General features: G+C 54.3%; 25 protein-coding genes, 1 other RNA gene and 1 pseudogene. 16 read left to right on the top strand and 11 right to left on the bottom strand.

Going from position 1 to position 25,269, the window contains the following annotated elements; translation table 11 throughout:
- Positions 1 to 317 precede the first annotated feature (317 nt).
- The 8 genes from uvrB (at position 318) to BRW62_RS06620 (ending at position 6,610) form a co-directional block, all read left to right on the top strand.
- Positions 318 to 2,336 (top strand): excinuclease ABC subunit UvrB, encoded by a 2,019-nt coding sequence (gene uvrB / locus BRW62_RS06655; RefSeq protein WP_099798795.1) that lies wholly within the window; start codon positions 318 to 320, stop codon positions 2,334 to 2,336.
- Positions 2,337 to 2,486: 150 nt separating this feature from the next.
- Complete coding sequence (gene apcB / locus BRW62_RS06650) at positions 2,487 to 2,996, top strand: allophycocyanin subunit beta (RefSeq protein WP_099798794.1); 510 nt, start codon at positions 2,487 to 2,489, stop codon at positions 2,994 to 2,996.
- Between the two features lie 87 nt (positions 2,997 to 3,083).
- Positions 3,084 to 3,563 carry a 2-C-methyl-D-erythritol 2,4-cyclodiphosphate synthase gene (gene ispF / locus BRW62_RS06645; protein WP_099798793.1) on the top strand — a complete coding sequence of 160 codons (480 nt, stop codon included), beginning with the start codon at positions 3,084 to 3,086 and terminating at the stop codon, positions 3,561 to 3,563.
- Between the two features lie 55 nt (positions 3,564 to 3,618).
- Complete coding sequence (locus tag BRW62_RS06640; RefSeq protein WP_227517635.1) at positions 3,619 to 4,494, top strand: 3'(2'),5'-bisphosphate nucleotidase CysQ family protein; 876 nt, start codon at positions 3,619 to 3,621, stop codon at positions 4,492 to 4,494.
- A gap of 29 nt (positions 4,495 to 4,523) precedes the next feature.
- Positions 4,524 to 4,620: signal recognition particle sRNA small type (gene ffs, locus BRW62_RS06635), an RNA gene on the top strand.
- Positions 4,621 to 4,642: 22 nt separating this feature from the next.
- Positions 4,643 to 5,287, top strand: coding sequence for a bifunctional phosphoribosyl-AMP cyclohydrolase/phosphoribosyl-ATP diphosphatase HisIE (hisIE, locus tag BRW62_RS06630; RefSeq protein ID WP_099798792.1), 645 nt, complete (start codon positions 4,643 to 4,645; stop codon positions 5,285 to 5,287).
- Between the two features lie 112 nt (positions 5,288 to 5,399).
- Positions 5,400 to 5,744, top strand: coding sequence for a photosynthetic/respiratory NAD(P)H-quinone oxidoreductase subunit M (gene ndhM / locus BRW62_RS06625; protein ID WP_099798791.1), 345 nt, complete (start codon positions 5,400 to 5,402; stop codon positions 5,742 to 5,744).
- A gap of 5 nt (positions 5,745 to 5,749) precedes the next feature.
- Positions 5,750 to 6,610 (top strand): metal ABC transporter permease, encoded by an 861-nt coding sequence (locus BRW62_RS06620; RefSeq protein ID WP_376787935.1) that lies wholly within the window; start codon positions 5,750 to 5,752, stop codon positions 6,608 to 6,610.
- Here BRW62_RS06620 and tsaD read toward each other — a convergent pair.
- Positions 6,561 to 7,607 (bottom strand): tRNA (adenosine(37)-N6)-threonylcarbamoyltransferase complex transferase subunit TsaD, encoded by a 1,047-nt coding sequence (gene tsaD, locus BRW62_RS06615; RefSeq protein ID WP_099798789.1) that lies wholly within the window; start codon positions 7,605 to 7,607, stop codon positions 6,561 to 6,563. The genes BRW62_RS06620 and tsaD overlap by 50 nt on opposite strands.
- 153 nt (positions 7,608 to 7,760) lie before the next feature.
- Here tsaD and BRW62_RS06610 point away from each other — a divergent pair, with 153 nt between their 5' ends.
- On the top strand, positions 7,761 to 8,837 hold the full coding sequence (locus BRW62_RS06610; RefSeq protein WP_099798788.1) for a Fe(3+) ABC transporter substrate-binding protein: 1,077 nt from the start codon (positions 7,761 to 7,763) through the stop codon (positions 8,835 to 8,837).
- Positions 8,838 to 9,119: 282 nt separating this feature from the next.
- Complete coding sequence (locus BRW62_RS06605; RefSeq protein ID WP_198406202.1) at positions 9,120 to 9,578, top strand: hypothetical protein; 459 nt, start codon at positions 9,120 to 9,122, stop codon at positions 9,576 to 9,578.
- Between the two features lie 111 nt (positions 9,579 to 9,689).
- Here the strand turns inward: BRW62_RS06605 and BRW62_RS06600 are convergent, their stop codons facing one another.
- Both BRW62_RS06600 and BRW62_RS13895 read right to left on the bottom strand, forming a co-directional pair.
- Positions 9,690 to 10,217 (bottom strand): N-acetylmuramoyl-L-alanine amidase family protein, encoded by a 528-nt coding sequence (locus BRW62_RS06600; protein ID WP_227517634.1) that lies wholly within the window; start codon positions 10,215 to 10,217, stop codon positions 9,690 to 9,692.
- Positions 10,214 to 11,476, bottom strand: coding sequence for an AMIN domain-containing protein (locus BRW62_RS13895; RefSeq protein ID WP_099798785.1), 1,263 nt, complete (start codon positions 11,474 to 11,476; stop codon positions 10,214 to 10,216). The genes BRW62_RS06600 and BRW62_RS13895 overlap by 4 nt, the downstream gene beginning before the upstream one ends.
- A gap of 247 nt (positions 11,477 to 11,723) precedes the next feature.
- On the opposite strand from BRW62_RS13895, the gene BRW62_RS06590 reads away from it, so the two are divergent.
- Positions 11,724 to 12,251 carry a metal-binding protein gene (locus tag BRW62_RS06590; RefSeq protein ID WP_198406201.1) on the top strand — a complete coding sequence of 176 codons (528 nt, stop codon included), beginning with the start codon at positions 11,724 to 11,726 and terminating at the stop codon, positions 12,249 to 12,251.
- A 1-nt stretch (position 12,252) separates the two neighbouring features.
- Here BRW62_RS06590 and BRW62_RS06585 read toward each other — a convergent pair whose 3' ends face one another.
- The 3 genes from BRW62_RS06585 to BRW62_RS06575 all read right to left on the bottom strand — a co-directional run bounded on the left by BRW62_RS06585 (position 12,253) and on the right by BRW62_RS06575 (position 14,066).
- Positions 12,253 to 12,495, bottom strand: coding sequence for a DUF6439 family protein (locus BRW62_RS06585; RefSeq protein WP_099798783.1), 243 nt, complete (start codon positions 12,493 to 12,495; stop codon positions 12,253 to 12,255).
- Positions 12,496 to 12,595: 100 nt separating this feature from the next.
- Complete coding sequence (gene ribD, locus BRW62_RS06580; protein WP_099798782.1) at positions 12,596 to 13,726, bottom strand: bifunctional diaminohydroxyphosphoribosylaminopyrimidine deaminase/5-amino-6-(5-phosphoribosylamino)uracil reductase RibD; 1,131 nt, start codon at positions 13,724 to 13,726, stop codon at positions 12,596 to 12,598.
- Between the two features lie 25 nt (positions 13,727 to 13,751).
- A complete protein-coding gene (locus BRW62_RS06575; RefSeq protein ID WP_099798781.1) occupies positions 13,752 to 14,066 on the bottom strand; it encodes a DUF6679 family protein in 315 nt (104 codons plus the stop codon).
- 292 nt (positions 14,067 to 14,358) lie between these two features.
- Here BRW62_RS06575 and dnaK point away from each other — a divergent pair.
- The 4 genes and pseudogenes from dnaK (at position 14,359) to BRW62_RS06555 (ending at position 19,064) form a co-directional block, all read left to right on the top strand.
- Positions 14,359 to 16,390 (top strand): annotated as a pseudogene (gene dnaK / locus BRW62_RS15175) (molecular chaperone DnaK).
- 22 nt (positions 16,391 to 16,412) lie between these two features.
- Positions 16,413 to 17,387, top strand: coding sequence for a J domain-containing protein (locus BRW62_RS06565; protein WP_099798780.1), 975 nt, complete (start codon positions 16,413 to 16,415; stop codon positions 17,385 to 17,387).
- 8 nt (positions 17,388 to 17,395) lie between these two features.
- Positions 17,396 to 18,490, top strand: coding sequence for an acyl-CoA dehydrogenase family protein (locus BRW62_RS06560; protein WP_099798779.1), 1,095 nt, complete (start codon positions 17,396 to 17,398; stop codon positions 18,488 to 18,490).
- Between the two features lie 16 nt (positions 18,491 to 18,506).
- A complete protein-coding gene (locus BRW62_RS06555) occupies positions 18,507 to 19,064 on the top strand; it encodes a DNA-3-methyladenine glycosylase (protein ID WP_227517633.1) in 558 nt (185 codons plus the stop codon).
- Here BRW62_RS06555 and BRW62_RS06550 read toward each other — a convergent pair.
- Positions 19,055 to 20,743, bottom strand: coding sequence for a SulP family inorganic anion transporter (locus BRW62_RS06550; protein WP_099798777.1), 1,689 nt, complete (start codon positions 20,741 to 20,743; stop codon positions 19,055 to 19,057). The genes BRW62_RS06555 and BRW62_RS06550 overlap by 10 nt on opposite strands.
- A 325-nt stretch (positions 20,744 to 21,068) precedes the next feature.
- On the opposite strand from BRW62_RS06550, the gene BRW62_RS06540 reads away from it, so the two are divergent.
- Positions 21,069 to 21,362: a DUF6825 family protein gene (locus BRW62_RS06540; RefSeq protein WP_198406200.1), complete on the top strand. Its 294-nt coding sequence runs from the start codon at positions 21,069 to 21,071 to the stop codon at positions 21,360 to 21,362.
- On the opposite strand, the gene BRW62_RS06535 is transcribed toward BRW62_RS06540, so the two are convergent.
- The 4 genes from BRW62_RS06535 to BRW62_RS06520 form a co-directional block, all read right to left on the bottom strand.
- Entirely contained in the window at positions 21,359 to 21,628 is a 270-nt protein-coding gene (locus BRW62_RS06535; protein WP_099798774.1) for a YciI family protein, read from the bottom strand. The two genes, BRW62_RS06540 and BRW62_RS06535, sit on opposite strands and share 4 nt — an antisense overlap.
- 12 nt (positions 21,629 to 21,640) lie before the next feature.
- Entirely contained in the window at positions 21,641 to 22,735 is a 1,095-nt protein-coding gene (gene prfA / locus BRW62_RS06530) for a peptide chain release factor 1 (protein WP_099798773.1), read from the bottom strand.
- Between the two features lie 17 nt (positions 22,736 to 22,752).
- A complete protein-coding gene (rpsD, locus tag BRW62_RS06525) occupies positions 22,753 to 23,361 on the bottom strand; it encodes a 30S ribosomal protein S4 (RefSeq protein ID WP_099798772.1) in 609 nt (202 codons plus the stop codon).
- A gap of 142 nt (positions 23,362 to 23,503) precedes the next feature.
- Entirely contained in the window at positions 23,504 to 24,571 is a 1,068-nt protein-coding gene (locus BRW62_RS06520) for an AI-2E family transporter (RefSeq protein WP_099798771.1), read from the bottom strand.
- Between the last annotated feature and the right edge of the window lie 698 nt (positions 24,572 to 25,269).

The following is a 25,269-nucleotide window of genomic DNA, read 5'->3' as shown; positions in this document are numbered from 1 at the left end:
TCTAGCCACGCAGCGCTCCCCAACGATTGATTAGCTGTTCGATACAGCCCCCATTTGGCTCATTTTCCAGAGGGGTTCCAGCCGTTGGGTTTTTCACCGTAGTTAGGCACCTCATCCCCATCCAGAAAACTTGCCTGAGAGCTATAGGCCTCGCCAACCTCAAAAAACTGGCGGCTCTCCCGCTAGTGCAGTGATAATTTTTACTAATTAGATAAAGCAAACTAACAAACTTTTCCAAAAATTGTTGAAATTTACAAAGCTAGGGGAATTTTCGGCGATTGAGTTAAGGTATGAGCTAGAGAGTAAAGGCATCATCCATGCAGACTGCACTGTTTCGTCTCCATGCCCCCTTTGAACCGACCGGTGATCAACCCCAAGCCATTCGCAAACTGGTGGCGGGGGTTCAGGCAGGGCATCGCTTTCAAACTCTTTTGGGGGCAACGGGTACCGGCAAAACCTACACCATTGCCCGAGTCATTGAGGAGATTGGCCGCCCCACCCTAGTCCTAGCCCATAACAAAACCCTTGCCGCCCAGTTATGCAACGAGTTGCGGTCGTTTTTCCCGGAGAATGCCGTCGAGTACTTCATCTCCTACTACGACTACTACCAGCCGGAAGCCTATCTCCCCGTCACCGATACCTACATTGAAAAAAGTGCCTCCATTAACGAAGAAATTGATATGCTGCGGCACTCCGCCACCCGTTCCCTGTTTGAACGGCGGGATGTTATCGTCGTTGCCTCTATTAGCTGTATCTATGGCTTAGGGATTCCTGCTGAGTACCTCAAAGCAGCCGTGACCCTAGAAGTCGGTATCGAGACCGATCTGCGGCAACTGTTGCGGCAGTTGGCTACGATTCAGTACAGCCGCAATGATGTGGAATTGGGGCGAGGGCGCTTCCGGGTGAAAGGGGACGTGCTAGAAATTGGCCCAGCCTATGAAGATCGGATAATTCGGGTGGAATTTTTTGGCGATGATATTGAGGCCATCCGCTATGTTGACCCGCTGACGGGGGAAACGCTGCAAAGTGTCGATCGCCTGAGCATTTATCCGGCCAAGCACTTTGTCACGCCCAAAGAACGCCTTGAGGCGGCCTGTGACGCTATCAGGGAGGAACTAAAGGCTCAGGTGGCCTATTTGGAATCGCAAAATAAGCTGCTGGAGGCGCAGCGGCTGGAGCAGCGCACTCGCTATGACCTAGAAATGCTTCAGGAGGTGGGCTACTGCAATGGGGTGGAAAATTACTCGCGCCACCTTGCTGGACGCCAAGCTGGGGAGCCACCGGAGTGTTTACTAGATTATTTCCCTGAGGACTGGTTACTGGTGGTGGATGAGTCCCACGTGACTGTTCCTCAAATTCGCGGCATGTTTAACGGTGACCAAGCTCGCAAAAAGGTGCTGATTGACCATGGCTTTCGCCTCCCTAGCGCTGCGGATAACCGTCCCCTCAAGGCGGACGAGTTTTGGGGCAAGGTGAACCAGTGTATTTTTGTCTCTGCTACCCCTGGGGATTGGGAGTTGGCGGTGTCTGACGGTCGGGTTATTGAGCAGATTATTCGCCCCACAGGAGTAGTGGATCCAGAAATCTTTGTCCGTCCTACCCATGGCCAAGTAGATGATCTCTACGCGGAAATTCGTGAGCGCTGCGATCGCCACGAGCGGGTCTTGGTGACCACCCTGACAAAGCGGATGGCCGAAGATCTCACAGAGTATTTTCAGGAGCGCCACGTGCGGGTGCGCTATCTCCACTCGGAAATTAATGCCATCGAGCGCATTGAAATTCTCGAAGCCCTCCGCCAAGGGGACTTTGATGTGCTTATTGGCGTGAACCTGCTGCGGGAAGGCTTAGACTTGCCCGAAGTCTCCCTCGTGGCCATTCTCGATGCCGATAAGGAAGGATTCCTGCGGGCGGAGCGATCGCTGATTCAAACCATTGGCCGCGCCGCTCGCCATGTGCGGGGTCAAGCAATACTCTACGCCGACACCTTAACCGACAGTATGCAAAAGGCCATTCAGGAAACGGAACGCCGCCGCCGCATTCAACTAGCCTATAACCAAGCCCACGGCATTACCCCCCAACCCATTCTCAAGAAAACCAGCAACGCGATTTTGGCGTTTCTGGATGTCTCGCGCCGTTTGCATGCTGAGCCAGTCCCAGTCATTCCCAGCCAGGATTTGGCAGCACTTAGCTTAGAGGATATCCCGCAAATTATCCAAGATCTCGAAGCCAAAATGAAAGCGGCTGCCCACGAGCTGGCCTTTGAAGAGGCCGCCCGCTATCGGGATCAGATTAAACGCCTGCGCGATCGCCTCGTCGGACACTCGTCAAATTATTAACTTTTGTAATAGTTCGCAACAGTCCGTAAACGGAGGCGAAGGCGGGGAATCCCTTGCATGGTAAGCTAAGTACGATTTTAGATCCGCGCAATTTAGGCTGGCGTTAGGGTTGACGCTAGTTTTTACCAGTTCTAGGAGTAAGAAAAACCTATGCGTGATGCCGTCACCACACTGATCAAAAACTATGACTCCACCGGTCGCTACCTCGATCGCAATGCTGTTGACAGTCTGCGCTCCTACTTTAACTCAGGTTCGGTACGGGTCAAGGCGGCGGCAGTGATCAATGCAAATGCTGCTGCCATCGTCAAGGAAGCGGGTTCAGCCCTGTTTGCAGAGCAACCGGAACTGATTCAACCCGGGGGCAATGCCTACACCACCCGTCGCTACGCCACCTGTTTGCGGGATATGGACTACTACCTCCGCTATGCCACCTATGCCTTGGTAGCAGGAGATGTGGATGTGCTGAATGAGCGCGTCCTCGAAGGGCTGCGGGAAACCTATAACTCCCTAGGCGTGCCCATCGGTCCAACGGTGCGCGGCATTCAAATTATGAAGGAAATTGTGCGCGATCGCGTTGCCGCGGCAGGGATTGAAGAGACCAGTGTTGTGGAGCAACCCTTTGACTATATGTGTCGGCAACTCAGCGAAGTCAATATCTAATTCAATCTTTGTAGGATTCTGCAACAATAAAGGGCGATAGTTCAGTTTTAGCACGCTGGGCGATCGCTCTTTTGAGATGTTTGCAGTATGAATATTCGCATTGGTAACGGCTACGATATTCACCAGCTCGTGACAGGACGACCCCTCATTTTGGGAGGCGTAGAACTGGAGCATCCCCTTGGCCTATTGGGGCACAGCGATGCCGATGTGCTGACCCACGCCATTATGGACGCGCTACTAGGTGCCCTAAGCCTTGGTGATATTGGGCATTATTTTCCCCCCAGCGATCCCCAGTGGGCCGGAGCAGATAGCCAAGTGCTGCTCAAGAACGTGGCCGAGCTCATCTACAGCCGTGGTTGGCAGGTGGGCAACATTGATGCCGTGGTGGTGGCAGAGCGGCCCAAACTTAAACCCTACCTAGCACAAATGCGCGATCGCCTTGCAGCAACCCTCGGCATTACGGGCGATCAGATTAGTATTAAAGCAACAACCAACGAAAAACTTGGCCCTGTGGGTCGAGAGGAAGGTATTGCTGCCTACGCAGTGGCACTGCTGCAACAGCGATAGTCACCCGACCTCAGGGAAACCTACGGCATACTGAGGGGGACACTGAAACTGAACTATGACCTCAACACCTCCGGTAACCCCCAGTCAAATTTGGCAAATTAACCAACTGCTGCGGCAAGCGGGACAGCGGGCACGCCAACTCGCTCAGCAGCCCTTTGATGTCATTGAAAAAGGGCGACAGGATTTTGCCACCAGCATTGATCGGTTTTTAGATCGCCTCCTCAGCCAAAAATTCCGCACATGGTTTCCAGAGGATGGCATCATTAGCGAAGAAAATGCTGACTCCCAAGCGGTCTTTCAGGAACGCAAGGCGCGCTATTGGCTCATCGACCCCCTAGATGGCACCGACGATCTGATTCACCATCGCCATGGCTACTCCCTGATGGTGGGGCTATTGGAGCACTACACACCCGTGGCAGGCTGGATCTATGCCCCCAATCAAGATCACCTTTACTACGGTGGCAAAGATTGGGGACTGTTACAAATGAGCAGCGGTGGACCGCCGGTGCCCCTCTTGCCAATTTGTCCACCCCCCCCTACCCAGAGCTATTGCCCAGTGATGATTGGTTATCGCGACTACCGCACCTACGGTGACGCCATTCATGGCTTGCTCCCCGAAGTTCAGTTTCAGTTTTTGGGCAGTTTTGGTCTTAAGGTCATTGAAGTCATTTTAGGGCGGGCAGGACTGTACCTGTACCTGAATCAGCGGGTGAAACTCTGGGATACAACGGCTCCGTTGGCCTTGGCTACCGCCGCAGGGCTGGTGTGTACCGATTTGGCCGGCAACCCCCTCCGCTTTGATGCCGATGCCTTGCAGGGACAAACCCTTGCCCACCAGCAGCCGATTCTGATTGGTTGGCCTGAGTACATTGCCGCGTTGCGATCGCCCCTTGTGGACGCCATTACCGCAGTGCAGCGGGGAGTCGGTTAAGGCTAGCGCGCTGTGGTAACATAGTCAATGGCTCGGAATCATGCGATCGCAACGCCTAAACCTTGTCAGGTCCGGAAGGAAGCAGCAATACAGGATGCTTGTGGTAGGCGTGATCTCCGGGTCATCCTGTGACTGCTATGAATCCTCCATGAGTGCTCCTGCCTTTAGTCTCCCCCTTGATCAGATTGCGTACGATGAGCGGGGGTTGGTGCCAGCAATTGTCCAAGACTATTTAGACGGCACAGTGCTCATGATGGCATGGATGAATCGTGAATCGTTGCAAAAAACCCTAGAAACTGGGCGGACATGGTTTTGGAGCCGCTCGCGTCAGGAACTCTGGCCAAAGGGAGAAACCTCCGGTCATGTGCAGTGGCTCAAAAGTATTCGCTATGACTGCGATAGTGATGCTCTACTCCTGAGTGTGCAGCAAGTTGGGCGCATTGCCTGCCACACTGGTGAGCGCAGTTGCTTTCACCGTCACGGTGCCTTGGGCGAACAGATTGAGCCACCCCCTGCTGATACGCTGTCCCAATTGTACGATGTCATTTGTCAGCGGCGCGATCGCCCCCAGCCAGACTCCTACACCTGTAGCTTGTTTGCCGCAGGAGATAATAAAATCCTCAAAAAACTGGGGGAAGAAACCGTTGAGGTGGTTATGGCCTGCAAAGAGGATGACCCCGAGGCGATCGCCGCTGAAGCGGCTGATTTGTTTTATCACCTGCTTGTGGCCTTAGCTCACCATAAGGTTCCCCTGCACCAAGTCTATGAGCAGTTGCAACTCCGTCGCCGCTAGAGCGCTTAATATTACTCCTTTTTGGGAGAACCATCAAATTTTCTAAAGAAGCGTTCAAGCAGTTCTTGGTATAGTGAGAGGTATTGCCGCTACTGCACTCAGCTTCTACCCTATGCTACTCAAGTCAACCACACGCCACATTCACCTCTACGCCGGTTACGTCCTTGATGGCGAGGTGCACCCCGACACAGAAACCTTGACCCTCAATGTCGATCCAGATAACGAACTGGAATGGAATGATGCGGCTCTTGCTAAAGTAGAAGCCAAGTTTCAGGAGCTCGTGGCCAATGCCGCCGGCGAAGAGTTAACCGAGTACAATCTGCGGCGGATTGGTTCCGACCTAGAGCACTTTGTGCGTGCCCTGCTGATGCAAGGGGAGGTGGCCTATAACCTCAATAGCCGCGTGCGCAACTACAGCCTCGGCATTCCCCGTGTGGCTGGCTCCCCAGCCCCATAGCCATGGTGGCCTTACAAGCCATATTTGAGCGGGTGATTGATCTGTTCCAATTACCCTTCATGCAGCGAGCACTCTTGGGCGGGATCTTTACCGGAGCGATGGGGGGTGCCCTCGGTAGCTTTACAATTTTGCGGCAGTTGTCGTTTTTTAGCGATGCCCTTGGGCATTCCGCCTTACTGGGGATTAGCTTAGGCGTGGTCTTCGGTATCAATCCATCGCTGGTTCTGCTGCCCTTTGCTGTTATTTTTGCGTTGGTCGTCACCTATCTTTTAGAGCGCACTCGTCTGTGGACTGATGCACTGCTCAATATTATCTATTCCGCTTCCCTTGCCTTAGCCATTCTGCTCCTAACGTTTGCCGATCGCTATCGCGGTGGTCTGAACAACTTACTGTTTGGGGATATTCTGGCGGTGCAACAACAGGACTTAATGTTGAGCGGGTTCCTTTGCGGCATTGTCTGCCTCTTTGTGATCTTGACTCTGCGGGTGCAGCTATTAATTACGGTGAATGAAACCTTGGCGGTGGCACGGGGGGTGGCTGTGCGCCTACAACGATTGCTATTTATTACCCTGTTGGCGTTGGTGGTGGCAGTCTCTATTAAAACCGTAGGGGTACTGCTCATTAGTGCCTTTGTTGTTATTCCTGCCTGTGGTGCGCGGCTGTGGACGCAGCAGTTCGCCTACTATGTGCTCTTGGCGAGCGCAGTGGGTGTGGGCACGGCGATCGCTGGCATCCTGATGTCCGCTGCGTTTAATTTGCCTTCGGGGCCGAGTATTGTGGTCTGTCAACTCGGCTTCTTTTTGCTGTCAATGCTGGTTAGCGCCCGTACAACTGCCCAAGCTCCAGTAAACTCAGGCGAGACTTAGCCCCTAAGCTCAGGGGCGATCGCTCCCCTTGCCGCACATGATCCGCCGCCGCACAACCAATCATGGCGGCATTGTCGGTACACAGGCGCAAGGGTGGAAAAATAAGGCGGATTCCCAAGGGGGTGGCCGCAGCGGTTAAGTACTGCCGCAGTCCGGAGTTCGCTGCCACCCCACCGCCAATTGCCAGGGTTGTGAATCCATGATCCACCGCAGCGGCGATCGCCCGCTTCGTCAGGGCGTGGGCAACTGCTTTCTGAAAACTAGCGGCAATATCGGCCACCGGTAAGTTATCACCATGGGTGTCGCGCAGTTGGCTCACCAGTCGCGCCACCGCTGTTTTCAGGCCACTAAAACTAGAATCGTAGGGGTGAACCTTGCCATTGGCTAAGGAAATATTCCCCTCCGGTAGCGTAAAGGCATCGGGATTACCGCTCTGTGCCAAGCGATCCATCATAGGCCCACCGGGGTACCCTAACCCCAGCAGCCGGGCAACCTTGTCATAGGCCTCACCAGCCGCATCATCGCGGGTTTGACCAAACAGTTGGTACTGACCACAGCCATAGACCCCAATCAGACTAGTGTGCCCCCCCGACACCAGCAAACACAAAAAGGGTGGCTCAAGGGTCGGTTCCGCCAAGTAGGAGGCGTACAGGTGCCCCTCGAGGTGGTGAATCCCCACTAGGGGTTTGTGGTGCACCATGGCAAGGGTTTTAGCGGCCGTAACCCCAATGAGTAATGACCCCACTAGCCCGGGGGCGCAGGTAACAGCAATGGCATCAATAGCGGCCCAGTCGCAGTGGGCTTCAGCCATGGCAGTGGCAATGACTCCATTAATGTTTTGCAAATGAGCACGGGATGCCACCTCAGGCACAACGCCGCCAAAGGGTTTATGGGCGCTGATTTGCGAGGCAATCACATTACTTTCAATGTGGCGATCGCGCACGACAGCGGCAGCCGTTTCATCACAACTGGTTTCAATGGCAAGGATGCAAACCATCAGAAATTTTAGGCAGTGTAGAACACGGTATTCTGAACATTCCCCATCATAAACGCTCGGCGCTTGTGTCACATACTTGCTAATAACTTGCAAAAAGGCAGATCCTCAGACTACAATGGCTTTCAGCCTTATTTTTAGGAGAAATTCTCAACTATGGACAAAATTGCCCGCCGTGCATTATTAGGGATGGGAGCGGGGGCAGCAGCTTACCTTGCTCACCATGCGCTAAATCAAGGCTCTGAGTCTAGCATGGCACAGGAGCGTTTGGCACAGGCAGGTCGTGTCATTAACGTCTATTCAGCGCGGCACTATGATACTGACAAAGCCCTGTACAACGGCTTTACGCAGCAAACGGGTATCCGTGTCAACCTCATCGAAGCTGAAGCCGATGCCCTAATCGAGCGGATTCGCAGTGAAGGGAGTCGCAGCCCAGCGGATGTTCTAATTACCGTTGATGCCGGACGTTTGTGGCGTGCTCAACAAGCAGGTATTTTGCAACCGGTTCAGTCGCGCACATTGACGAGTGTCGTCCCAGCCAACCTTCGAGAGCCACAAGGGCATTGGTTTGGGTTGTCACGGCGGGTGCGAGTGCTCATCTACGACAAATCAAAGGTCAACCCTAGCCAGCTCTCAACCTATGAGGATCTGGCTAATGCGCGATGGCGCGGCCAAGTCCTCACCCGCACCTCCACCAATGTCTATAGTCAGTCCCTGACGGGGTCACTGTTGGCCATTCATGGTGCCCCAAAAACAGAGCAGTGGGCACGGGGCTTAGTCCAGAACTTTGCACGGTCACCGCAAGGCAATGATACGGATCAAATTCGTGCCTGTGCTGCCGGAGTGGGCAGTGTGGCAATTGCAAACCACTACTATTTGGCTCGCTTAATAGCCTCTAATAAACCAGAAGATCAAGAAGTCGCCAATAAAGTTGCCCTATTTTTCCCAAATCAGCGGGATCGTGGCGCCCACGTCAATATCTGTGGAGCCGGGGTAGTGGCTGGTGCCCCCAACCGTCAAGCAGCCATTCAATTTCTAGAATACTTGGTTAGCCCTAAAGTCCAAGAAATGTTTGCGATGGCTAACTATGAGTATCCGGTACGTTCTGGGGTACCGCTCCACCCCATAATTCAACGGTTCGGTAATTTCCGTGGCCAAAATGTGAACGCCGCCGTGTTCGGGCGAAATAATGCCGAAGCACTACGGATCATGGATCGCGCTGGTTGGCGATAGCTGTAGTTGCTACCGATCATCGGCACAATCCGCAGGCTGGGAGATTAGGTATCCCCCAGCTTTTTTTGACTCTACCTGCACTCAAAGTGCAACGATCAAAGTGTAACGATATGAGCAGTGGTGCATCTTCCCAAGATGCTAAGAAAGCGGCACAGTACTACCGCGTTTCCCATAGTGGCAACTTTAGAATAAACCTAAGCAAAAATGATTAAAGCCTAGCAGCCCGTCTAGGAGTCCTCACTGTTGCCGAAGTTAGACCTGTCTGGAGAGTAACCGATGAGAATGAGATTTGCCCCGCTGGTGGCCGTGGTGATGTTGGCGGCAGTTGTAGCTCCGGCCACTGCCCAAAGCCGTCGCCAACCTGTGAACCCGCAGATGTATCCGGTGACCCGTCCTACGCTTCCCCAAGCTTTTGAGCGCATTGATGGAACTCAAAACTATTGGGTGGATGAGTCGATCGCTGGGGATGCCATGTTTGTGTTTGGCACGCCAACCTACCGCGATAATGACATCATCAATCGGGGTCGCCGCATTCACTATGTCTCTAATGATGCGTGGTATCAGCAGTCTAATGCCCCTGCAATTCGTACCCGTGACTTGGATAGTCCTTTCTGTACATCGATGTATGGCACTCCCTATCCCTGTAATTTAGCGGTAGAAACGCCATTACCACCGCCACAGCCTATCTTCTTTGCACCACCCCCGCCGATGCCAGCACCACCGGTGCGCGCACTCTACTAGTCGGCTGAATCTTCACCCTATGAACGGATAGATTGAGAACCCCCACCAGTTATTTTATAAACCTGAATTGATCAATTTTTGTCCACAGTCAATGGGTTCCTTGCTGCTAGTTTAACGTCCTTGGAGAAAGTTAAGAATCCCGCGGGCGATCGCCTGCGCCATTTGGGTACGCCATGCGGGATTACTGAGGTTAGCGGCATCTTCAGCACCAGTCACAAAGCCCGTTTCCACAAGAGCTGCATCCATGGAGGTATTGCGAATCACGTAAAAGCGGGCAGCCCTGACGCCGCGATCGCGCACATTGAGAGAACTGAGGATACTGTTTTGAATCGCGGCGGCTAAGCGACTCGACTTCCCGGGGGCGTAGTAGGTCTCCACACCATTCACATCGGGGCGCGCCATGCTGATGGCATTGGCATGGATACTGACAAAGGCGTTTGCCCGTGCCCGCTCCGCCATACTCACGCGGGGGGCAAGCTCTAGGTCAATGTCACTGGTGCGGGTGAGGATCACCTGAACTCCCTGTTGTTGTAGGAATTGAGCCACCTGTTGGCTAATGTCTATGACAATATCTTTCTCGCGAATGCCGCCAATCCCAATAGCACCGGCATCGCTACCGCCATGGCCAGGATCAATCACGACCACGTAGCGACCCCGAGGAACAGGCTGGCTGGGAAATTGGCTCGTGGGGGTGGGGGCACTTGAATGGGCGTGGTGGCACTGGGCGGTGGTTCCCCTGCCCCCTGAAGTTGGACGATAAAGGATTCGGCAGAGAGTGCCCGCGGGCCAAGGATACGGAAGTTGGGCGCGGGGGTCAGCAAAATCGTAACGGTCTGGTTGTCTTCTTGGCGTACCTGAATGTCACTCAGGGGGCTGCCAGGCACTAAGCGTGGTTCGCGGATATTGCCTAACTGTGCTTGGCGCAGGCGAATGCGATAGCTGTTGCCCTCCCAGCCGACACTATAGAAGACGGTGCGATCGCCTTGGATCAGTAACTCTCGTCCCCCCAAATCAATCCGTTGAATCGTTGTAAGGGGTGTTTGGGCAGTGGCGGCGGGTATTGCGCTAGGGCGGGAGGAGGTTGGCGGGCTAATGGCGGTGGTGGTGGGGCTAATGACAAACCCATCGTTGCGGGAGGTGATTTGCCAGTCCCCGTCCTGAGGGTTAATCTCCAGAGTGATCAGGACTTGCCGACCCTGGGGGCGAATTTCGGCACGGACGCGATCGCGACCAAAGCGGCGCAGTTCTAAGCGGCGCGGGTTAAAGTTGCGGATCAGTTCACTATTGCTGAGCAAAATTTCAATGCGATTACGGCGAGGACGGCGGAGTGTATAGCTGCCATCCGGCAGGGGGCGATCGGTCATGACCATAAAGCCAGTGGCATCGCTTTGCCAACTGCGTACCTGTAGGGGGGTTGCCGTCCTTGGTGAGGGTGCCGTCGGCGCAGGCGCAGGGGTGGGTGCTGGGGGTGTGCTGGCTTGCTGTTGGGGTTGGGGGAGTTGGACTAACCAGTTATTGGCAGCTACCCCACGAAAGCGCACCTGCTGCGGATCGATCGTATAGCCTGCGGCGTACTCCACAACGATGCGGGTCGTTTGGGGGTCAAACTGCGCCACGCGAACCTGACGGATGGCACCGCTATAGTTTTGGCTGACCTGGGGGCTGCCGAGCACCACCCCGGGCAAATCAATCACCAAACGAGTCGGGTTATAAACTAGCTCCGCCCGCGGCTGCACCCCTTGCTCTGTGCGAATCTCCAGTTGGTTAGTGGTGGGGTTGAGTCGCCATAGGTATAAGCGGCTGGCCATGGCGGGTTGGCAGATCACAACAGCGGCTGCGGTACCGCACAATGTGCTCCACACGGTTTGAGATTGCCAGAAACGCCACTGTTTCTCCATTCACATCACTCCACCAACGAGGCACGACAACACGCTTACTTGACTGACTGCGCTACTAGATTAAACCTGCTTAGCGTACTCGAATAGGGACAGGCCTGTAAACTGGCACACCCTGCGATTAGATTTGCGCAGTTGCCCCTTTGCAGATTCAAATTTCAGCGCAGTTCCTCTAGGTTGACTTAGACGTATTCCGCGAGCGATGAGTTCGTCAACTGCATTGACCGCCTCTGGTCTCCGTAGTTCCCTTATGATTGATGCTGTAGGAATTCCCATGCCCAGTGGCCGCACCCACGATCGCCTGACTTGGATAGCCATGCCTGTGATTGGGTTTGGAGTGAGTGCACTCGCCAAGGATTGGCGCTGGGGGGCGATCGCCAGCAGTAGTTTTGGGGTGGGGGGCTTTTTACTTAGCCCAGACCTAGATACCGCCTCTTTACCCTACTATCGCTGGGGTATCCTACGGGGAATATGGCACCCCTACCAAAGGCTGTTTCGCCACCGTTCCGTCTGGACCCACGGCCCCATCCTTGGCACCCTAATTCGTTTGGTTTACTTAGGGCTATGGTTCGGGCTAGGAATCACCCTCTTGGCGTTGGGAATCTATGTAACGGGTCACCTTGCCAATTGTTTAACTCTGGTGAAGCCGCTGCTGGCAGGGATCGCAGGCCAAGACTGGCGCCTCTTTGGGGCGATCGCCCTCGGTTTAGAACTCTCTGCTCTGCTGCATATCGGCAGTGACACGGTGGTCTCCCAGTGGCGGCGGTGGCAACGCTAGCTTAGCGATGATGGGTGGGGCACGGCGGTGCGCTAATCGACCGATCCAGCCAACCCACTGCCTGCTGCAAGTGGGCGATCGCTTCGGTCTCCTCGTCCTTGAGCAAATAGACCAGCCCCGCTGCCACCTGTTCTAGGGCACGGGCACGGCGGTTGTTTTTCAAACGGTGCCAGTCTTCGGGAGTAATTTTGAGCACCTCGAGCAAGGCAGTGGCCAATTCTTGGGCACTAGGTTTGGGTGTCATAGGCAAGTCCTGACAGAATCGATGATACTTGATGGACGCTCGCAATCATCTTTTGAGCCTAGGTTGCAGTGATGATTGCATGAGCAGGCGTGATCAATGGCTATGGCGCAGCAGATTTTGGGAGGTAGCCACTCACCAGAATATCTTGCCCCACTGTTTGCCATGTTACTTCCTCAAGGCAGAGTGCCTCACTCATTTTCTGGAGACCCAAATCTGCCACAGGAACGGGGGCACTGGTACCCCCAATGATTTTCGGAGCAATAAACGCCCAGATTTTTTGCACCATCCCCTCGGCGATCGCTGCTGCGGCTAAGGAACCACCGCACTCCCACAGCACAGTCATGATCCCGCGGTTGTACAGCTCCTTCATCAGCGTTGTTGGGGTGAGCACTGGCCGGCAAACCACCTCAACCCCACAAGCCTGTAAGTGCGGCACTAGGGGATGATCCGCTGGAGCCGTAGTAACAACTAGGGTAGGCGCAGCATCCGTTTGCCACAGGTAGGCATCTAGGGGCAAATCCAGATGACGGCTCATCACCACCCGCAGCGGCGTATGGGGATGGCGGGAGGTGAGGTGGGGGTTATCCCGCCGTACGGTATTGCCGCCAACGATGATGGCATCACATTCAGCACGCAGTTGGTGCACCATGGCTCGCGCGGCTTCCCCACTAATCCAAGTACTATGGCCAGCACTGGAGGCAATTTTGCCGTCAAGGGTCATGGCGTACTTGAGAATACCAAAGGGGCGCGCGTTACGCACCCGATGCACAAAGGCTTCATTGAGCCGTTGACAGGCCGCTTCACATACCCCCACTGTCACCGCAATCCCCGCAGCCCGTAGGCGTTCAATCCCGGAGCCGGCCACCCGTGGATCGGGGTCAATCATCCCCACCACCACCCGGGGAATGCCTGCGGCAATAATCGCCTCGGTGCAGGGAGGGGTGCGGCCATAATGATTGCACGGCTCTAGGTTCACGTAGAGGGTGGCATCCGTGAGTAAGGGGCGATCGCCGGTTGCCACACTCCGCAGTGCAAACACCTCAGCATGGGGTTCCCCTGCTTTGGGGTGAAATCCTTCACCAATAATGCGCTGCGCTGCCACAATTACACAGCCCACCAACGGATTGGGGGAGGTGTGCCCCCGCGCCTGCTCAGCCAGTTGCAGACACCGCTCCATGTAGAGGGCATCGGTAGCAGTGGCATCAGCCAAGGGGACAGAATCGCAGCGCATAGATCAAGGGCAGCCTTGGGACACGCTAGCGTTCGTGTTCTGTTTCCGACGACTGCTTGGGCAATTGCTCCGCCTCCGGGCACTCCTCCGCCACCGGCAGGTCAGCATACCCCCGTGGAACCGCCGCTAAGCGACGGGAAATAGAACCAATACTCTCGATATTGACAATTTCCTCCCATGCACATACTTCATCGTCTTCATCGGTTTCGTAGCGAATGGTTACGACATTGCCCTCAATATCGACAATCCGCGCCCGATCAATGAGGCGCTGTTGATCCCGCAAGTAAATCCAGACTTCTTGGCCATCGGTGTAGAGTTGATAAAGCTTGCGGTGTAGCATAGGGTGATCTCCTTCTCGGAATTAGGCTTAGCAACAGTTCGGTATGCTTGCGCTTAAACCTCTTGCCTGCCATCTTAACCTCAGAGTTGGCAGCAAACAGCAATAGGCTAACGAATTTTGACCACGAGGGACACTCAGGTGTAGCGGTGGCAGAATGCAAAGCGGGGGTAAGGGGCGATTCTGACCCTCTTGAGTAGATCTCGTACAATCGAAGAAGCGTAACAAAGGGTAAATAATCCGCTACCATAACGCTATTCATTTATTCTAACCAGTGCGGAGTCGTTCAAACGGCATGGGCAAAATTGTTGGCATTGATCTGGGAACAACCAATTCCGTCGTTGCTGTACTGGAAGGGGGAAAACCCGTTGTGATTGCCAATGCGGAAGGATCCCGTACCACTCCCTCCGTGGTCGCCTTTGCTAAGGATAATGAGCGTCTGGTGGGGCAATTAGCGCGGCGACAGGCGGTGCTCAACCCCCAAAACACGTTTTATGGGGTGAAGCGATTCATTGGCCGTGACTATGCTGAACTGAGCCAAGAATTGAAGCGGGTGCCCTACACTATCCGGCGGGATGAATCGGGTAAAGTGCGCATCAAGTGTCCGCGGCTGCAAAAAGAGTTTGCACCGGAGGAAATTTCTGCTATGGTGCTGCGCAAGCTCGTGGAGGATGCCAGTCGCTACCTAGGCGAGCCAGTTACCGATGCGGTGATTACGGTACCGGCCTATTTTAATGATTCGCAGCGCCAAGCCACCCGCGATGCGGGGCGAATTGCGGGCTTGAATGTGCGCCGCATTATCAATGAACCCACGGCAGCAGCACTGGCCTACGGGTTAGATCGCCAGAAGGAGCAAACCATTTTAGTGTTTGACCTCGGGGGTGGCACCTTTGATGTGTCCATTCTGGATGTTGGCGATGGGGTGTTTGAAGTTAAGGCCACCAGTGGTGATTCCCAACTGGGGGGGAACGATTTTGATAAGTTAATTGTGGATTGGCTCGCGGAGGAGTTCTTAGCTCAGGAAGGGATTGATCTGCGGCGCGATCGCCAGTCGTTGCAACGGCTCACCGATGCTGCTGAAAAAGCAAAAAATTGAGCTATCGGGGCTGCAAGAAACGAGTATCGATCTTCCCTTTGTCACCGCTACTGCTGAGGGGCCTAAACATATTGAAACAACCCTGAGTCGCCGCCAGTTTGAAAGCTTGAGCCAAGAGTTGCTCAAGCGCCTGCGCTTTCCTGTAGAGCAAGCCCTGCGGGATGCGCTCCTCACCCCCTCTCAGATTGATGCGGTGGTACTGGTGGGCGGGGCAACGCGGATGCCCATGGTACAGGAGCTGGTTCGCCAGATGATTGGCCGTGAACCCAGCCAGAATGTCAACCCTGACGAGGTCGTGGCGGTGGGAGCCGCCATTCAGGCGGGGATTTTGGCCGGGGATATGAAGGATATTCTGCTGTTGGATGTGACTCCGCTCTCGTTAGGGGTGGAAACCATTGGCGGTGTCACCAAGGTGTTGATTCCGCGTAATACAACGATTCCGGTGCGCCGTTCCGATATTTTCTCGACCTCTGAAAATAATCAAAGCCAAGTAGAAATTCATGTGGTTCAGGGCGAGCGCGAACTGGCAGAGCACAATAAGTCTCTGGGGCGCTTTAAGTTGACCGGGATTCCCCCTGCGCCGCGCGGTGTGCCACAAATTCAGGTGTCTTTTGACCTCGATGCCAATGGTCTGTTGCAGGTGGTGGCGTTGGATCGCTTTAGTGGCCGCGAGCAGAGCGTGGTGATTCAGGGGGCGTCGACCTTGGCAGAGGACGAGGTTCAGCAAATGCTTTTGGATGCGGAAGCCAATGCCGCTGGCGATCGCCAACGCCGCGATCGCGTGCAGAAGCGCAACCGTGCTCAGGATCTCATTAACCGTGCCGAGCGTCAGCTTCGCGAAGCCGCCCAAGAGTTTGGGTATCAGTTTGCGGCCAATCAGCGGCGCACCATTGAAGCCTTGGTGCGGCAACTGCAAGAGGGGATCCGCAATGATGACGATCGCCAGATTGATCTCACCTATGCGGCACTTGAGGAGCGCTTGTACGACTTTGTCCGCGAACTGCGCCTCAGTGAAGAGGAGGCTGAAGACGAGGAAGACCTGTTTAAGCTGCCGAACCTCAAAGAGGCTGTGAACAAAGGCTTAGAGGCTGTGCGTGGGCGCGATCGCCGCCGTGAACTGGACGACACCGATGAGGACTGGAATCAACCGAGCCGCAGCAGCCGTCGCCGCAGCTACGAACAGCGGGGTGACTCAGCGGCATGGGATGATTGGGATGATGACGACTGGTAGAAAGAGACAAGTAGGAACTTAAATGCGTAATTTTCGAGATTACTACCAGCTTTTGGGAGTGGATCGGAGCGCCAGTAGCGATGAAATTAAGCGGGCTTACCGTCGCCTTGCACGGCGGTACCATCCAGACATGAACCCGGGCGATCGCGCTGCCGAAGAAAAATTCAAAGACATTAGCGAAGCCTACCAAGTGCTCAGCGACCCAGCTCGCCGCGAGCACTACGATCGCTACGGCGAATATTGGTCACAGCCGGGGTTTCGCAGCCGTAGCCCCCAACGGACGACAAACCGCCGTAATGGCACGAGCCTCAGGGATGATCCTGACCTGAGTGAAGATAACTTTCAGGAATTTTTAGATCAACTCTTGGGACGGCGATCGCGCACCACGACCATCCCTGCGGATCCCCCACGTCGTTCCCCTACTATAGAAACAGATTATTTTCGACCTGGGACAGTGAAAACTGCCTATACTGCTGTGAGCCGCCGCGACGCTGAAGCCACCCTAGAAATTCCCCTAGAAAAAGCCTACGAAGGGGGACGAGAGCGCATTCGGCTGGGGGATGGCCGCTCCCTAGAAGTGACCCTGCCGCGGGCAATGATCACAGGCCAGCGGGTGCGGCTGCGCGGACAGGGGACCGGCGGCGGTGACCTCTACCTCAAAATTAATGTCACCCCGCATCCGTTGTTTCGCCTTGAGGGCTACGACATTGTGTGTGACTTGCCGGTGACCCCCAGTGAAGCGGCCTTGGGAGGTCAGGTAGAAGCCCCGACCCTCGATGGCTGGGTGAAAATGTCTATCCCGGCAGGGGTGCGCAATGGCCAACGCTTGCGGCTGGCGGGCAAAGGCTATCCCCGCCCCGATGGCGATCGCGGTGACCAACTGGTAGAAATTATCATTACTCTGCCTCCCCAATTGAGTGATGCTGAGCGAGAACTGTACCGTCAGCTTCACGCGATAGAATCGTACAATCCCCGTGCCCATTTGGCCTATCCCTAGCTCGACCAATGGACGAACCGGTTTTTGTTGATACGGCTCCAGAGGCCGCCCAGCCTCTTCTACAGGAGATTCTCACCTATCTGGAGACAGAGGTTGCCCCCAATGCCAATCGGATAGATCAGCAAAAATCGTTGCTCTCCAGTGCCTTGCAAGCCCTAGCAGAGTTAGGAATTTTCCGGTTAGCTCCCCCAGAAGCCGTTGGTGGATTGGGATGCCCTCCCTCCATTCTTTGGCATTTAGCACTCAAGCTTGGCGAGGCCTCCGGTGCCCTTGCCTTTTTAGTTTCGCAGCACCAAACTGCCCTCAGTATTATTCTGGAGCACCCGAATAGCAGCGTTGCCCAAGCCTACTTCAGTGATTTGATGTTGGGCAAAACCTTGATTGGCGTAGGCTTTTCTCACCTGCGCTACAACCATGTGGACTTGAAAGCCCGATCGCTGCCACAGGGCTACCTTTTGAAAGGCAACATTCCTTGGCTAAGCGGCTTTCAGCACATGACGATGGTGGTCGTTGCAGCGGAACTTCCCGGTGAGCAGACGTTATTTGCTCTGTTGCCCCTGATGAATGCTCAACAGTCCAGCGGCGGCATTTTGCATTTAACCCTGCCGTTACCCCTAGCAGCCGTGCCCTCAACCCAAACCGTACAAGCAGAGGTTATTGACTGGTTCGTTCCGCCTGAGGATGTAGTCGGCATCGGTGACCCTAACTGGATTGAGCAGCGAGACAGCCAAAAACTGCTCAGAGGCAGTGCCGCCCCCCTCGGTTGTGCCCGCGCCAGTTTGCAGGTTCTCGCTACCTTTCCGCAGTCTGCGGAGTTGTATGCTTGCCTGTGGGATCGCTGGCAATTCCTTTACACCACCATTCAGCAGGAGTTAGGGCAACTGAACCCGCCTTACCATGCCAAACTGCGGGCAAAGGCGGTACAATTGGCGGTTCGTGCTGCCCAAGCGGCCATGATTACGACTGGGGGAAGTGCCGTGCTGCTGAACCATACGGTGCAGCGATTGTACCGCGAAGCCATGCTTTACATGGTGACGGGCTTAAACAACAACCTGCGCGATGCGTTGCTGGCGGAGTTACTTGTGGAGGAGCGTTGTTTGTAAACGGGAGTTTCCAAAGGTGGCGATCGCCCTTGATCCGGAGTGGTTTGCCCGGCCAGCCCCAGAGGTAGCCCCTGATCTCATTGGTTGCCTGTTAGTACGGCGGCACCCCAATGGCCAGATGTACCGTGGGCGCATTGTAGAAACAGAAGCCTATATGGCGGGAGATCCCGCTTGCCATGGCTATCATCGCCAAACCCCTCGCAATGCCCCCATGTTTGCTGCCGCGGGTACGATCTACGTTTACCAAATCTACGGGATTCATCACTGCCTCAATATTGTGAGCGATCGCCCCCAGGTGGCCAGTGCGGTACTGATTCGCGCCCTTGAGATGATCACCCCCACCTTACCCGCGCGCAGTGCGGCTGGCCCCGGCAAGCTGTGTCATCTGTTAGCCATCGATCGGCAGTTGTCTGGCACCGTACTTGGGGAGGCTACTGGCCTGTGGATTGAGCCACCTCCCCAAGCGGTGGTGGGCACCGTTGTACAAACCCGCCGTATTGGCATTTCCCAAGGACAAGAGATTCCATGGCGGTGGTATTTGCAAGGGAATGCAGCGGTTTCTCGCTACTCGTAGCTACCGGTGGAGACCTCCAGCAACTGCTCCGGTTGCTCCAAGAACAGAATGGCTTTCTCTAGGGCTTGCTGGCGATCGCTCACCACGTGATCCGCAGGCAAGCGATCTAAAATTCGGAATCGCTCAAGGCGCTGTTGAACTTTTGCCGAACCACTCACTACAAAAATAGCTAACCGATGTTTTTGCGCCTCTTCGATGAGGGATTCAATGGCAAGGGTGGCGGTGACCCCCAACAGGGGCACACTACTCACGTCAAGGATGAGCACCTTATAGTCCGCCATAATCGCCTGACGTTGGGCGATCGCCCACGCCGACCCAAAGCTCATCGGCCCCCCTAAATGCAATAGCAGCAATTGCCCCTTGCCTCGGCGAAAAAGCTCCTTCTCCTCAGGGGTCAGGGGCGTTTGATCATCCGCATGGGTAATGGCTTTCACCTCTTCCGACTGCAGATCCGCCAGCCGCTTGATGGTCAACATATTGGCAATAAACACCCCTACACCCACCGCCACAATCAAATCCACAAAGACCGTTAGGAGCATCACACCATACATAATGAAGGCGGCTCGCAGCGAGAGGACGTGTGCCCGTTTGAGGAAATTCCAATCAATGATGTCAATCCCCACCTTGATCAAAATCCCAGCCAGCACCGCATTAGGAATAGGAGCGGTCAAGGGGGCTGCCCACAGAACCACCATCAACAAAATCACAGCGTGGATCATGCCTGAGAGACAGGTGCGGCCACCCGCTTGAATATTCACCACGGTTCCCATGGTTGCCCCAGCTCCGGGTAACCCACCAAACAGCCCTGAAATGAGGTTGCCGATGCCTTGGCCAATGAGTTCCTTATCGGAATCATGCTGCGTGCGGGTAATGCTATCGGCAATCACTGAGGTTAACAGCGAGTCAATACAGCCGAGCATCCCCAGCATGGCAGCATCCACCAGCATGGTTTTCAGCATAGGCAAAGAAAACGTGGGAACCACAAACTCCGGTAAGCCCGTGGGAATCTTGCCAATGCGCGCCAAACCAGCATCGGCAAAGAACAGCATCGATAGCAGCGTCCCCAACACTAACGCCAGCAGTTGAGGGGGCACCAAGCGCCGTAGCCACTGTGGTGTAAAGTAAATCAGCGCTAGGGTGAAGAGGCCGAGAGTGAACGCTGCTGGGTTCATGGTCTGAATAAAGTCCGGCAGGTTCTGCACGGCTCCTAGCACGCCCCCTTTACTCGTGTGCCCTAGCAGCGGCCCAATTTGCAACAAAATCATGATCAGGCCAATTCCGGACATGAAGCCGGAAATGACAGTGTAGGGCATCATGGTGATGTATTTACCAAGGCGGAGCAGGCCAAATAAAATTTGAAACCCCCCAGCCAGCATCACCACCGTAAAGGCCATGGCCAACCCTTGCTCCGGGTACTCACTCGTCAGGCGGGTAATCACCGCTGTAATCACGACCGTCATTGGTCCCGTTGGGTTTGAGATCAGGGTGGGAGTACCGCCAAATAAAGCGGCAAAGAATCCCAGAAATACGACACAGTACAGACCGGCTGTTGCCCCTGCCCCAGAGGTCACCCCAAAGGCCAGAGCCATTGGCAGTGCCACAATGGCAGCGGTAAGGCCACCAAACAGATCGCCCCGCCAATATCTGAAATGCACTCGATTAATCACATTTGCTAGCATTCCTGTCCCTTTTGTTGACTAGATGTTGACTCGCTAATGTAGAGATTTTTCATAGCTGTGGGATTATGAACCAACCTCGTGACCACTCTGGAGTGTCCGACAATTTTTCATAACTTATGGCTATGATAATCAAATATTTAATTGAAATAATCCTATGCTTTGATGGGGACAATCTGTCTAGATGGGGAGGAAAGTTTTTCTTATCAAACGAGGAAAGTTTTTCTTATGAAGGGACGGATGCGAGGGTAGGGGCGCAGCGTCGGCAATTGGCAAACTTTGTTACACTCAGGGGTTGGAAGTAATGAATCCAAGGAATGAACCTGCCATGAGTCAATCGCCGCTAGATGCTTTTTTCTTAGGTCGAGCCACAGCGACGCTGCTACGCGACCAAGCGCAACATCTGTTTGTTGAACTACTTAGTCAGATTGGGCGGTTTGATGCCGAGCAACAGCAGCGGCTGCATCAGTTTATGCAAGAGGTTCAGGAGCGGGCGCAGCAGGAAGCCCAAGCTGTTTCCCCCCACGCCAGTGAACCTGTGGACTGGCAAGCCCTTGTGGATGATCTGCGGGCAGAAACTGCGGCCTTGCGTACCGAACTGCAACGCTACCGCAACCGCTAGAGGGCTTGAATCCATTCGTGGATGGTATAGTCTGTCCAGATGTGGTGCTGCCAATAGGGATCGGCTTCGATGAGTTGGCGCACCGCCTCTTCACTTTCGGCAGTGTAGATGGCAAAAAAGTAGCGTAAATCTTTGGTGGGGCCAATGGTCACTAGGCTGCCTTGGTCTTTTTGGCGGGCAAGGCCATCTAGGTGGTCCTGGCGATGGGGGGCACGGCGCTCAAGGACATCCTCGCAGTAGCGCCCCCAGACAACAAATTTAGCCATACTAAGCTCTCCTTAGGCTTGCTCTGCCGCTAAGCGCGCTAACTGCTCCTGCTGATCGCGGCTAATGCACGATTGAATAATCGTTTCTAGATCCCCTTCGAGGACGGTGCTCAGGGTAAAGTTTTGCCCTAAGCGGTGATCGGTGACGCGATCGTCTTTGTAGTTATAGGTGCGAATTTTTTCGGAGCGATCGCCAGTGCCCACTTGCGATCGTCGCATGGAGGTAATGGCTTCCTGTTGCTCCCGCAGTTTCATTTCGTAAAGCTTGGCGCGCAAAATCTGAAAAGCCCGCTCTTTATTTTTCAGTTGGCTGCGCTCTTCGGTACAAAAAATGCGGATCCCCGTTGGTTTATGGAACAGATCAACCGCTGTTTCCACCTTGTTGACGTTTTGGCCGCCGGCGCCGCCCGATCGCGCAGTGGTCAATTCAATATCCTTGGGGTCAATCTCAACCTCCACCTCATCCACTTCTGGCATCACCGCCACCGTTGCCGTAGAGGTATGCACGCGCCCTCCCGCCTCTGTAACGGGCACCCGCTGCACCCGATGCACTCCGGATTCAAACTTCAGTTTGCTATAGACGCGATCGCCCTTGATCTCCAAAATTGCTTCCTTAAAGCCGCCCATTTCTGCCAGCGATTCGCTGACAAGGTTGACTTGCCACCCTTGCGATTTGGCATAGCGGGAGTACATGCGCACTAAATCTCCCGCCCAAATTCCTGCTTCGTCCCCTCCAGCTCCTGCCCGAATTTCCAGCATGATGTTCTTGTCATCATTGGGATCTCGCGGTAGCAGTAGTACCTTGAGCCGCTCCTCCAGCTCGGCAATACGAGCTGTCAGGTTTGCTATCTCTTCTTCCGCCAGTTGCCGTAGCTCTGGTTCATCGCTAGCGTCCTTGAGGAGTTGCCGCGTATCTGCCAACTGTTGATGCAAGGCTTGCCATTCGTGGTAGGCATTCACTGTTTCCTCGAGGGCTGCTCGTGAGCGAGCCACTTTTTGGAACTCAGAGGGGTTGACGGCAACGTCTGGATCTGCCAAACGCCGCGTCAACTCCGTAAAGGTTTGCTCAACGGTACGCAGTTTTTCCAGAAGATAGGCTTCCGCCATAGCTGCTGACCGCCGCCTTAGACTTTACGCGAGTAGTATTCAACCACCAAGAGTTCATTCACTTGTAGAGCCACCCATTCCCGCTCTACAAGGCCATTCACCTTGCCTGTGAGGGTGTTTTTATCTAGTTCCAAGTGGCTGGGTAAGTTGGCAAGGCCAGGATTCTGTAAGTTGGTTTGTACAAGCTGTCGTGAGCGATCGTTATCGCGCACCGTAATCACGTCACCAGGGCGACATTGATAGCTGGGGATGGATACACTGCGACCATTCACCATAATATGCCCATGACTCACCAATTGGCGGGCTGCCGGAATGGTAGGTGCCATGCCAAGGCGAAAAACGGTGTTGTCTAAGCGCATCTCTAATAATTGCAAGAGCGTCTGGCCAGTGGAGCCGCTGACTCGCCGGGCTTTGCGCACATACCGCACCAACTGCCGCTCAGACACGCCGTAGTTAAACCGCAGTTTTTGCTTTTCATCAAGACGCAGCGCGTACTCCGAGCGCTTTTTACGGGCTTGACCGTGCTGACCAGGAGGATAACTGCGCTTAGGGGCTTTACGGGTTAAACCGGCTAATTCACCCAGACGACGAACAATTCTTAAACGAGGGCCACGATATCGAGCCATGCAACTATACCCAACCTACAATGATGACGGTGTCCAACCAGACGAGTTCATACGTGAGCGCGATCTATGTCGCAAGGGGCGATTAGATCAGCTTTCCTAGCATATCAATAGTCTGGGGGCGATCGCAACCACCATCTGCGGATCAATTGGCTGGCGGCTGATCTGCGGCAGTTTTTGGCCGCAGTGTCTGGTGCCCTGCCTGCAAGGCTTCTAACTTAAATAGGCTGACAAGTGTTCCGGTAATCGGAATCGCCAGAAAGACCCCGACAAAGCCCGCTAGGGTTGCCCCGACAAGCAGGGCTAAAAACAAGATGACCGGATTCAAATTCACCGAGTTTCGCATAATACGGGGCATCAGAATGTTTTCTTCCACCTGTTGGAGCAAAATGCAGCCAACGAGCACCTTAAAACTGAGAGCAAGACCCTTAGGCAGCAAAATCAAAGACACAATCGCAATACCAAGGGTGGCGCCAATTCCCGGAATCAGATCAAAGGCTCCGGCAATGGCAGCAAGGGCAAGGGCATAGGGGGCGCGCAGCAGTAAAAGGATAATAAAAACCGATACACCAAAAAACAGAGAGAGCAAAAAACGCCCCCAAAAGAAGCCGAGGAAGTTCCGTTGCAAATCGCGGGGCACCCGTTCCTGCCATGGCTCTGGCAAAAAACTCAGGAGGTACTGCCACAATCGCTGCCCATCCAGCAGCATAAAAAACGTAATCACTGCAACAATAATGCTCTCTAGCAGTAGTGAAAAGACAAATTGCAGCTTACCAAACCCAAACTCTAGGCCAGCAAAAGCATAGTTGCGTAATTCTGACTCAATTTGGCGAAAGTCAATCTCTAGGTTCCAACGCTCTAGCCAGCGTTGAATATCGTTGAGGAGATTAATCCATGTATCCACCTGATCCGGCAATGTACTCAGAAGTTCTTGGAGTTGGCCAATAATACCAAAGCCAAGGGTCAACCCAACCCCAATAACGATCGCCAGTGCTCCCAAAAAAACAAGTGTTACTGCTGCCGTATGGGGGAGATACCGCTCAACCCAGCGCACCGGATAATTGAGCAAAAAGGCCAAAATTGCTGAAAATAGAAAAATCAGTACAACAGTGGCAAAGAATTTGAGGAGTTGCACCCCAATCCAACCGAGGGCAAACAGGAGTAGAAAGCGTAGTAAGCGGCGATTTTCTAGGCGGTCAAACCACTTGAGCATAGTACTCCCGCACCCTGATGACGTTCAAGCAAAACAGCGGTTAGCTGCCCCTCACGCATTGACTATAGCTTAGAACGCCCCTTGCCAGAGATGAACAGCTACGCCCTAACGACCCTGAGCATTGTGCTGCAGAAAGCGGTTTCCCGGCGAGCCTGATGAGTTAATTGAACAAAATTAGCGACGCATTCCCCCACCTCGGAACAGGTGGAGGTCAAAGAGTGGCGGTTTCTATGGTATGAGGCTATACATCTTGAGCGGTACGGTAAAGGGCGGAACTGAGAGCTCCGAACACTTCGGAGACACGACCTCTCAAGTGATGGAGAAGCACCCTTTGACTTCTCCCCTCCTTGAAAGAGAGGGGATTCCCAAAGGATGCTACGCAACGGGCTGAAGCCGCGTTGCTTCGCTTTTCCCTTGAGCTGTCACCCACAACTTAATGCGGGTGGGGGCAGTCAAAGACCCCCTACTCACCTCAAGCATTTCTGCTATTGGGACTACGTTTATGTTTCGGTTCGTGGTTTCGCGCTTTTCAACACTAGCCAATTCGATACGCTCAACATCCTGCCATTGCTTGCAGTGGTTTAGGCTTGCCGCCAAAGCGGTAGTGACTTACTTGCCGGGATTTCTCCGTACTAGGATGTTTCCTCGCGTAGTTGATACGCCTACTTTCCACGTCTCTAGTTTAACACATAGAGAGG

Source organism: Thermostichus lividus PCC 6715 (assembly GCF_002754935.1).
GTDB lineage: Bacteria > Cyanobacteriota > Cyanobacteriia > Thermosynechococcales > Thermosynechococcaceae > Thermosynechococcus > Thermosynechococcus lividus.
This window is presented reverse-complemented; position numbering and strand designations above follow the sequence as displayed.

What these genes read in the sequence shown, in the direction of transcription:
- uvrB (WP_099798795.1), top strand. Translation starts at nt 318, where the DNA reads ATGCAGACTGCACTGTTTCGTCTCCATGCCCCCTTTGAACCGACCGGT.
- apcB (WP_099798794.1), top strand. Translation starts at nt 2,487, where the DNA reads ATGCGTGATGCCGTCACCACACTGATCAAAAACTATGACTCCACCGGT.
- ispF (WP_099798793.1), top strand. Translation starts at nt 3,084, where the DNA reads ATGAATATTCGCATTGGTAACGGCTACGATATTCACCAGCTCGTGACA.
- BRW62_RS06640 (WP_227517635.1), top strand. Translation starts at nt 3,619, where the DNA reads ATGACCTCAACACCTCCGGTAACCCCCAGTCAAATTTGGCAAATTAAC.
- hisIE (WP_099798792.1), top strand. Translation starts at nt 4,643, where the DNA reads ATGAGTGCTCCTGCCTTTAGTCTCCCCCTTGATCAGATTGCGTACGAT.
- ndhM (WP_099798791.1), top strand. Translation starts at nt 5,400, where the DNA reads ATGCTACTCAAGTCAACCACACGCCACATTCACCTCTACGCCGGTTAC.
- tsaD (WP_099798789.1), bottom strand. Translation starts at nt 7,607, where the DNA reads ATGGTTTGCATCCTTGCCATTGAAACCAGTTGTGATGAAACGGCTGCC.
- BRW62_RS06610 (WP_099798788.1), top strand. Translation starts at nt 7,761, where the DNA reads ATGGACAAAATTGCCCGCCGTGCATTATTAGGGATGGGAGCGGGGGCA.
- BRW62_RS06605 (WP_198406202.1), top strand. Translation starts at nt 9,120, where the DNA reads ATGAGATTTGCCCCGCTGGTGGCCGTGGTGATGTTGGCGGCAGTTGTA.
- BRW62_RS13895 (WP_099798785.1), bottom strand. Translation starts at nt 11,476, where the DNA reads ATGGAGAAACAGTGGCGTTTCTGGCAATCTCAAACCGTGTGGAGCACA.
- BRW62_RS06590 (WP_198406201.1), top strand. Translation starts at nt 11,724, where the DNA reads ATGATTGATGCTGTAGGAATTCCCATGCCCAGTGGCCGCACCCACGAT.
- BRW62_RS06585 (WP_099798783.1), bottom strand. Translation starts at nt 12,495, where the DNA reads ATGACACCCAAACCTAGTGCCCAAGAATTGGCCACTGCCTTGCTCGAG.
- ribD (WP_099798782.1), bottom strand. Translation starts at nt 13,726, where the DNA reads ATGCGCTGCGATTCTGTCCCCTTGGCTGATGCCACTGCTACCGATGCC.
- BRW62_RS06575 (WP_099798781.1), bottom strand. Translation starts at nt 14,066, where the DNA reads ATGCTACACCGCAAGCTTTATCAACTCTACACCGATGGCCAAGAAGTC.
- BRW62_RS06565 (WP_099798780.1), top strand. Translation starts at nt 16,413, where the DNA reads ATGCGTAATTTTCGAGATTACTACCAGCTTTTGGGAGTGGATCGGAGC.
- BRW62_RS06560 (WP_099798779.1), top strand. Translation starts at nt 17,396, where the DNA reads ATGGACGAACCGGTTTTTGTTGATACGGCTCCAGAGGCCGCCCAGCCT.
- BRW62_RS06550 (WP_099798777.1), bottom strand. Translation starts at nt 20,743, where the DNA reads ATGCTAGCAAATGTGATTAATCGAGTGCATTTCAGATATTGGCGGGGC.
- BRW62_RS06540 (WP_198406200.1), top strand. Translation starts at nt 21,069, where the DNA reads ATGAGTCAATCGCCGCTAGATGCTTTTTTCTTAGGTCGAGCCACAGCG.
- BRW62_RS06535 (WP_099798774.1), bottom strand. Translation starts at nt 21,628, where the DNA reads ATGGCTAAATTTGTTGTCTGGGGGCGCTACTGCGAGGATGTCCTTGAG.
- prfA (WP_099798773.1), bottom strand. Translation starts at nt 22,735, where the DNA reads ATGGCGGAAGCCTATCTTCTGGAAAAACTGCGTACCGTTGAGCAAACC.
- rpsD (WP_099798772.1), bottom strand. Translation starts at nt 23,361, where the DNA reads ATGGCTCGATATCGTGGCCCTCGTTTAAGAATTGTTCGTCGTCTGGGT.
- BRW62_RS06520 (WP_099798771.1), bottom strand. Translation starts at nt 24,571, where the DNA reads ATGCTCAAGTGGTTTGACCGCCTAGAAAATCGCCGCTTACTACGCTTT.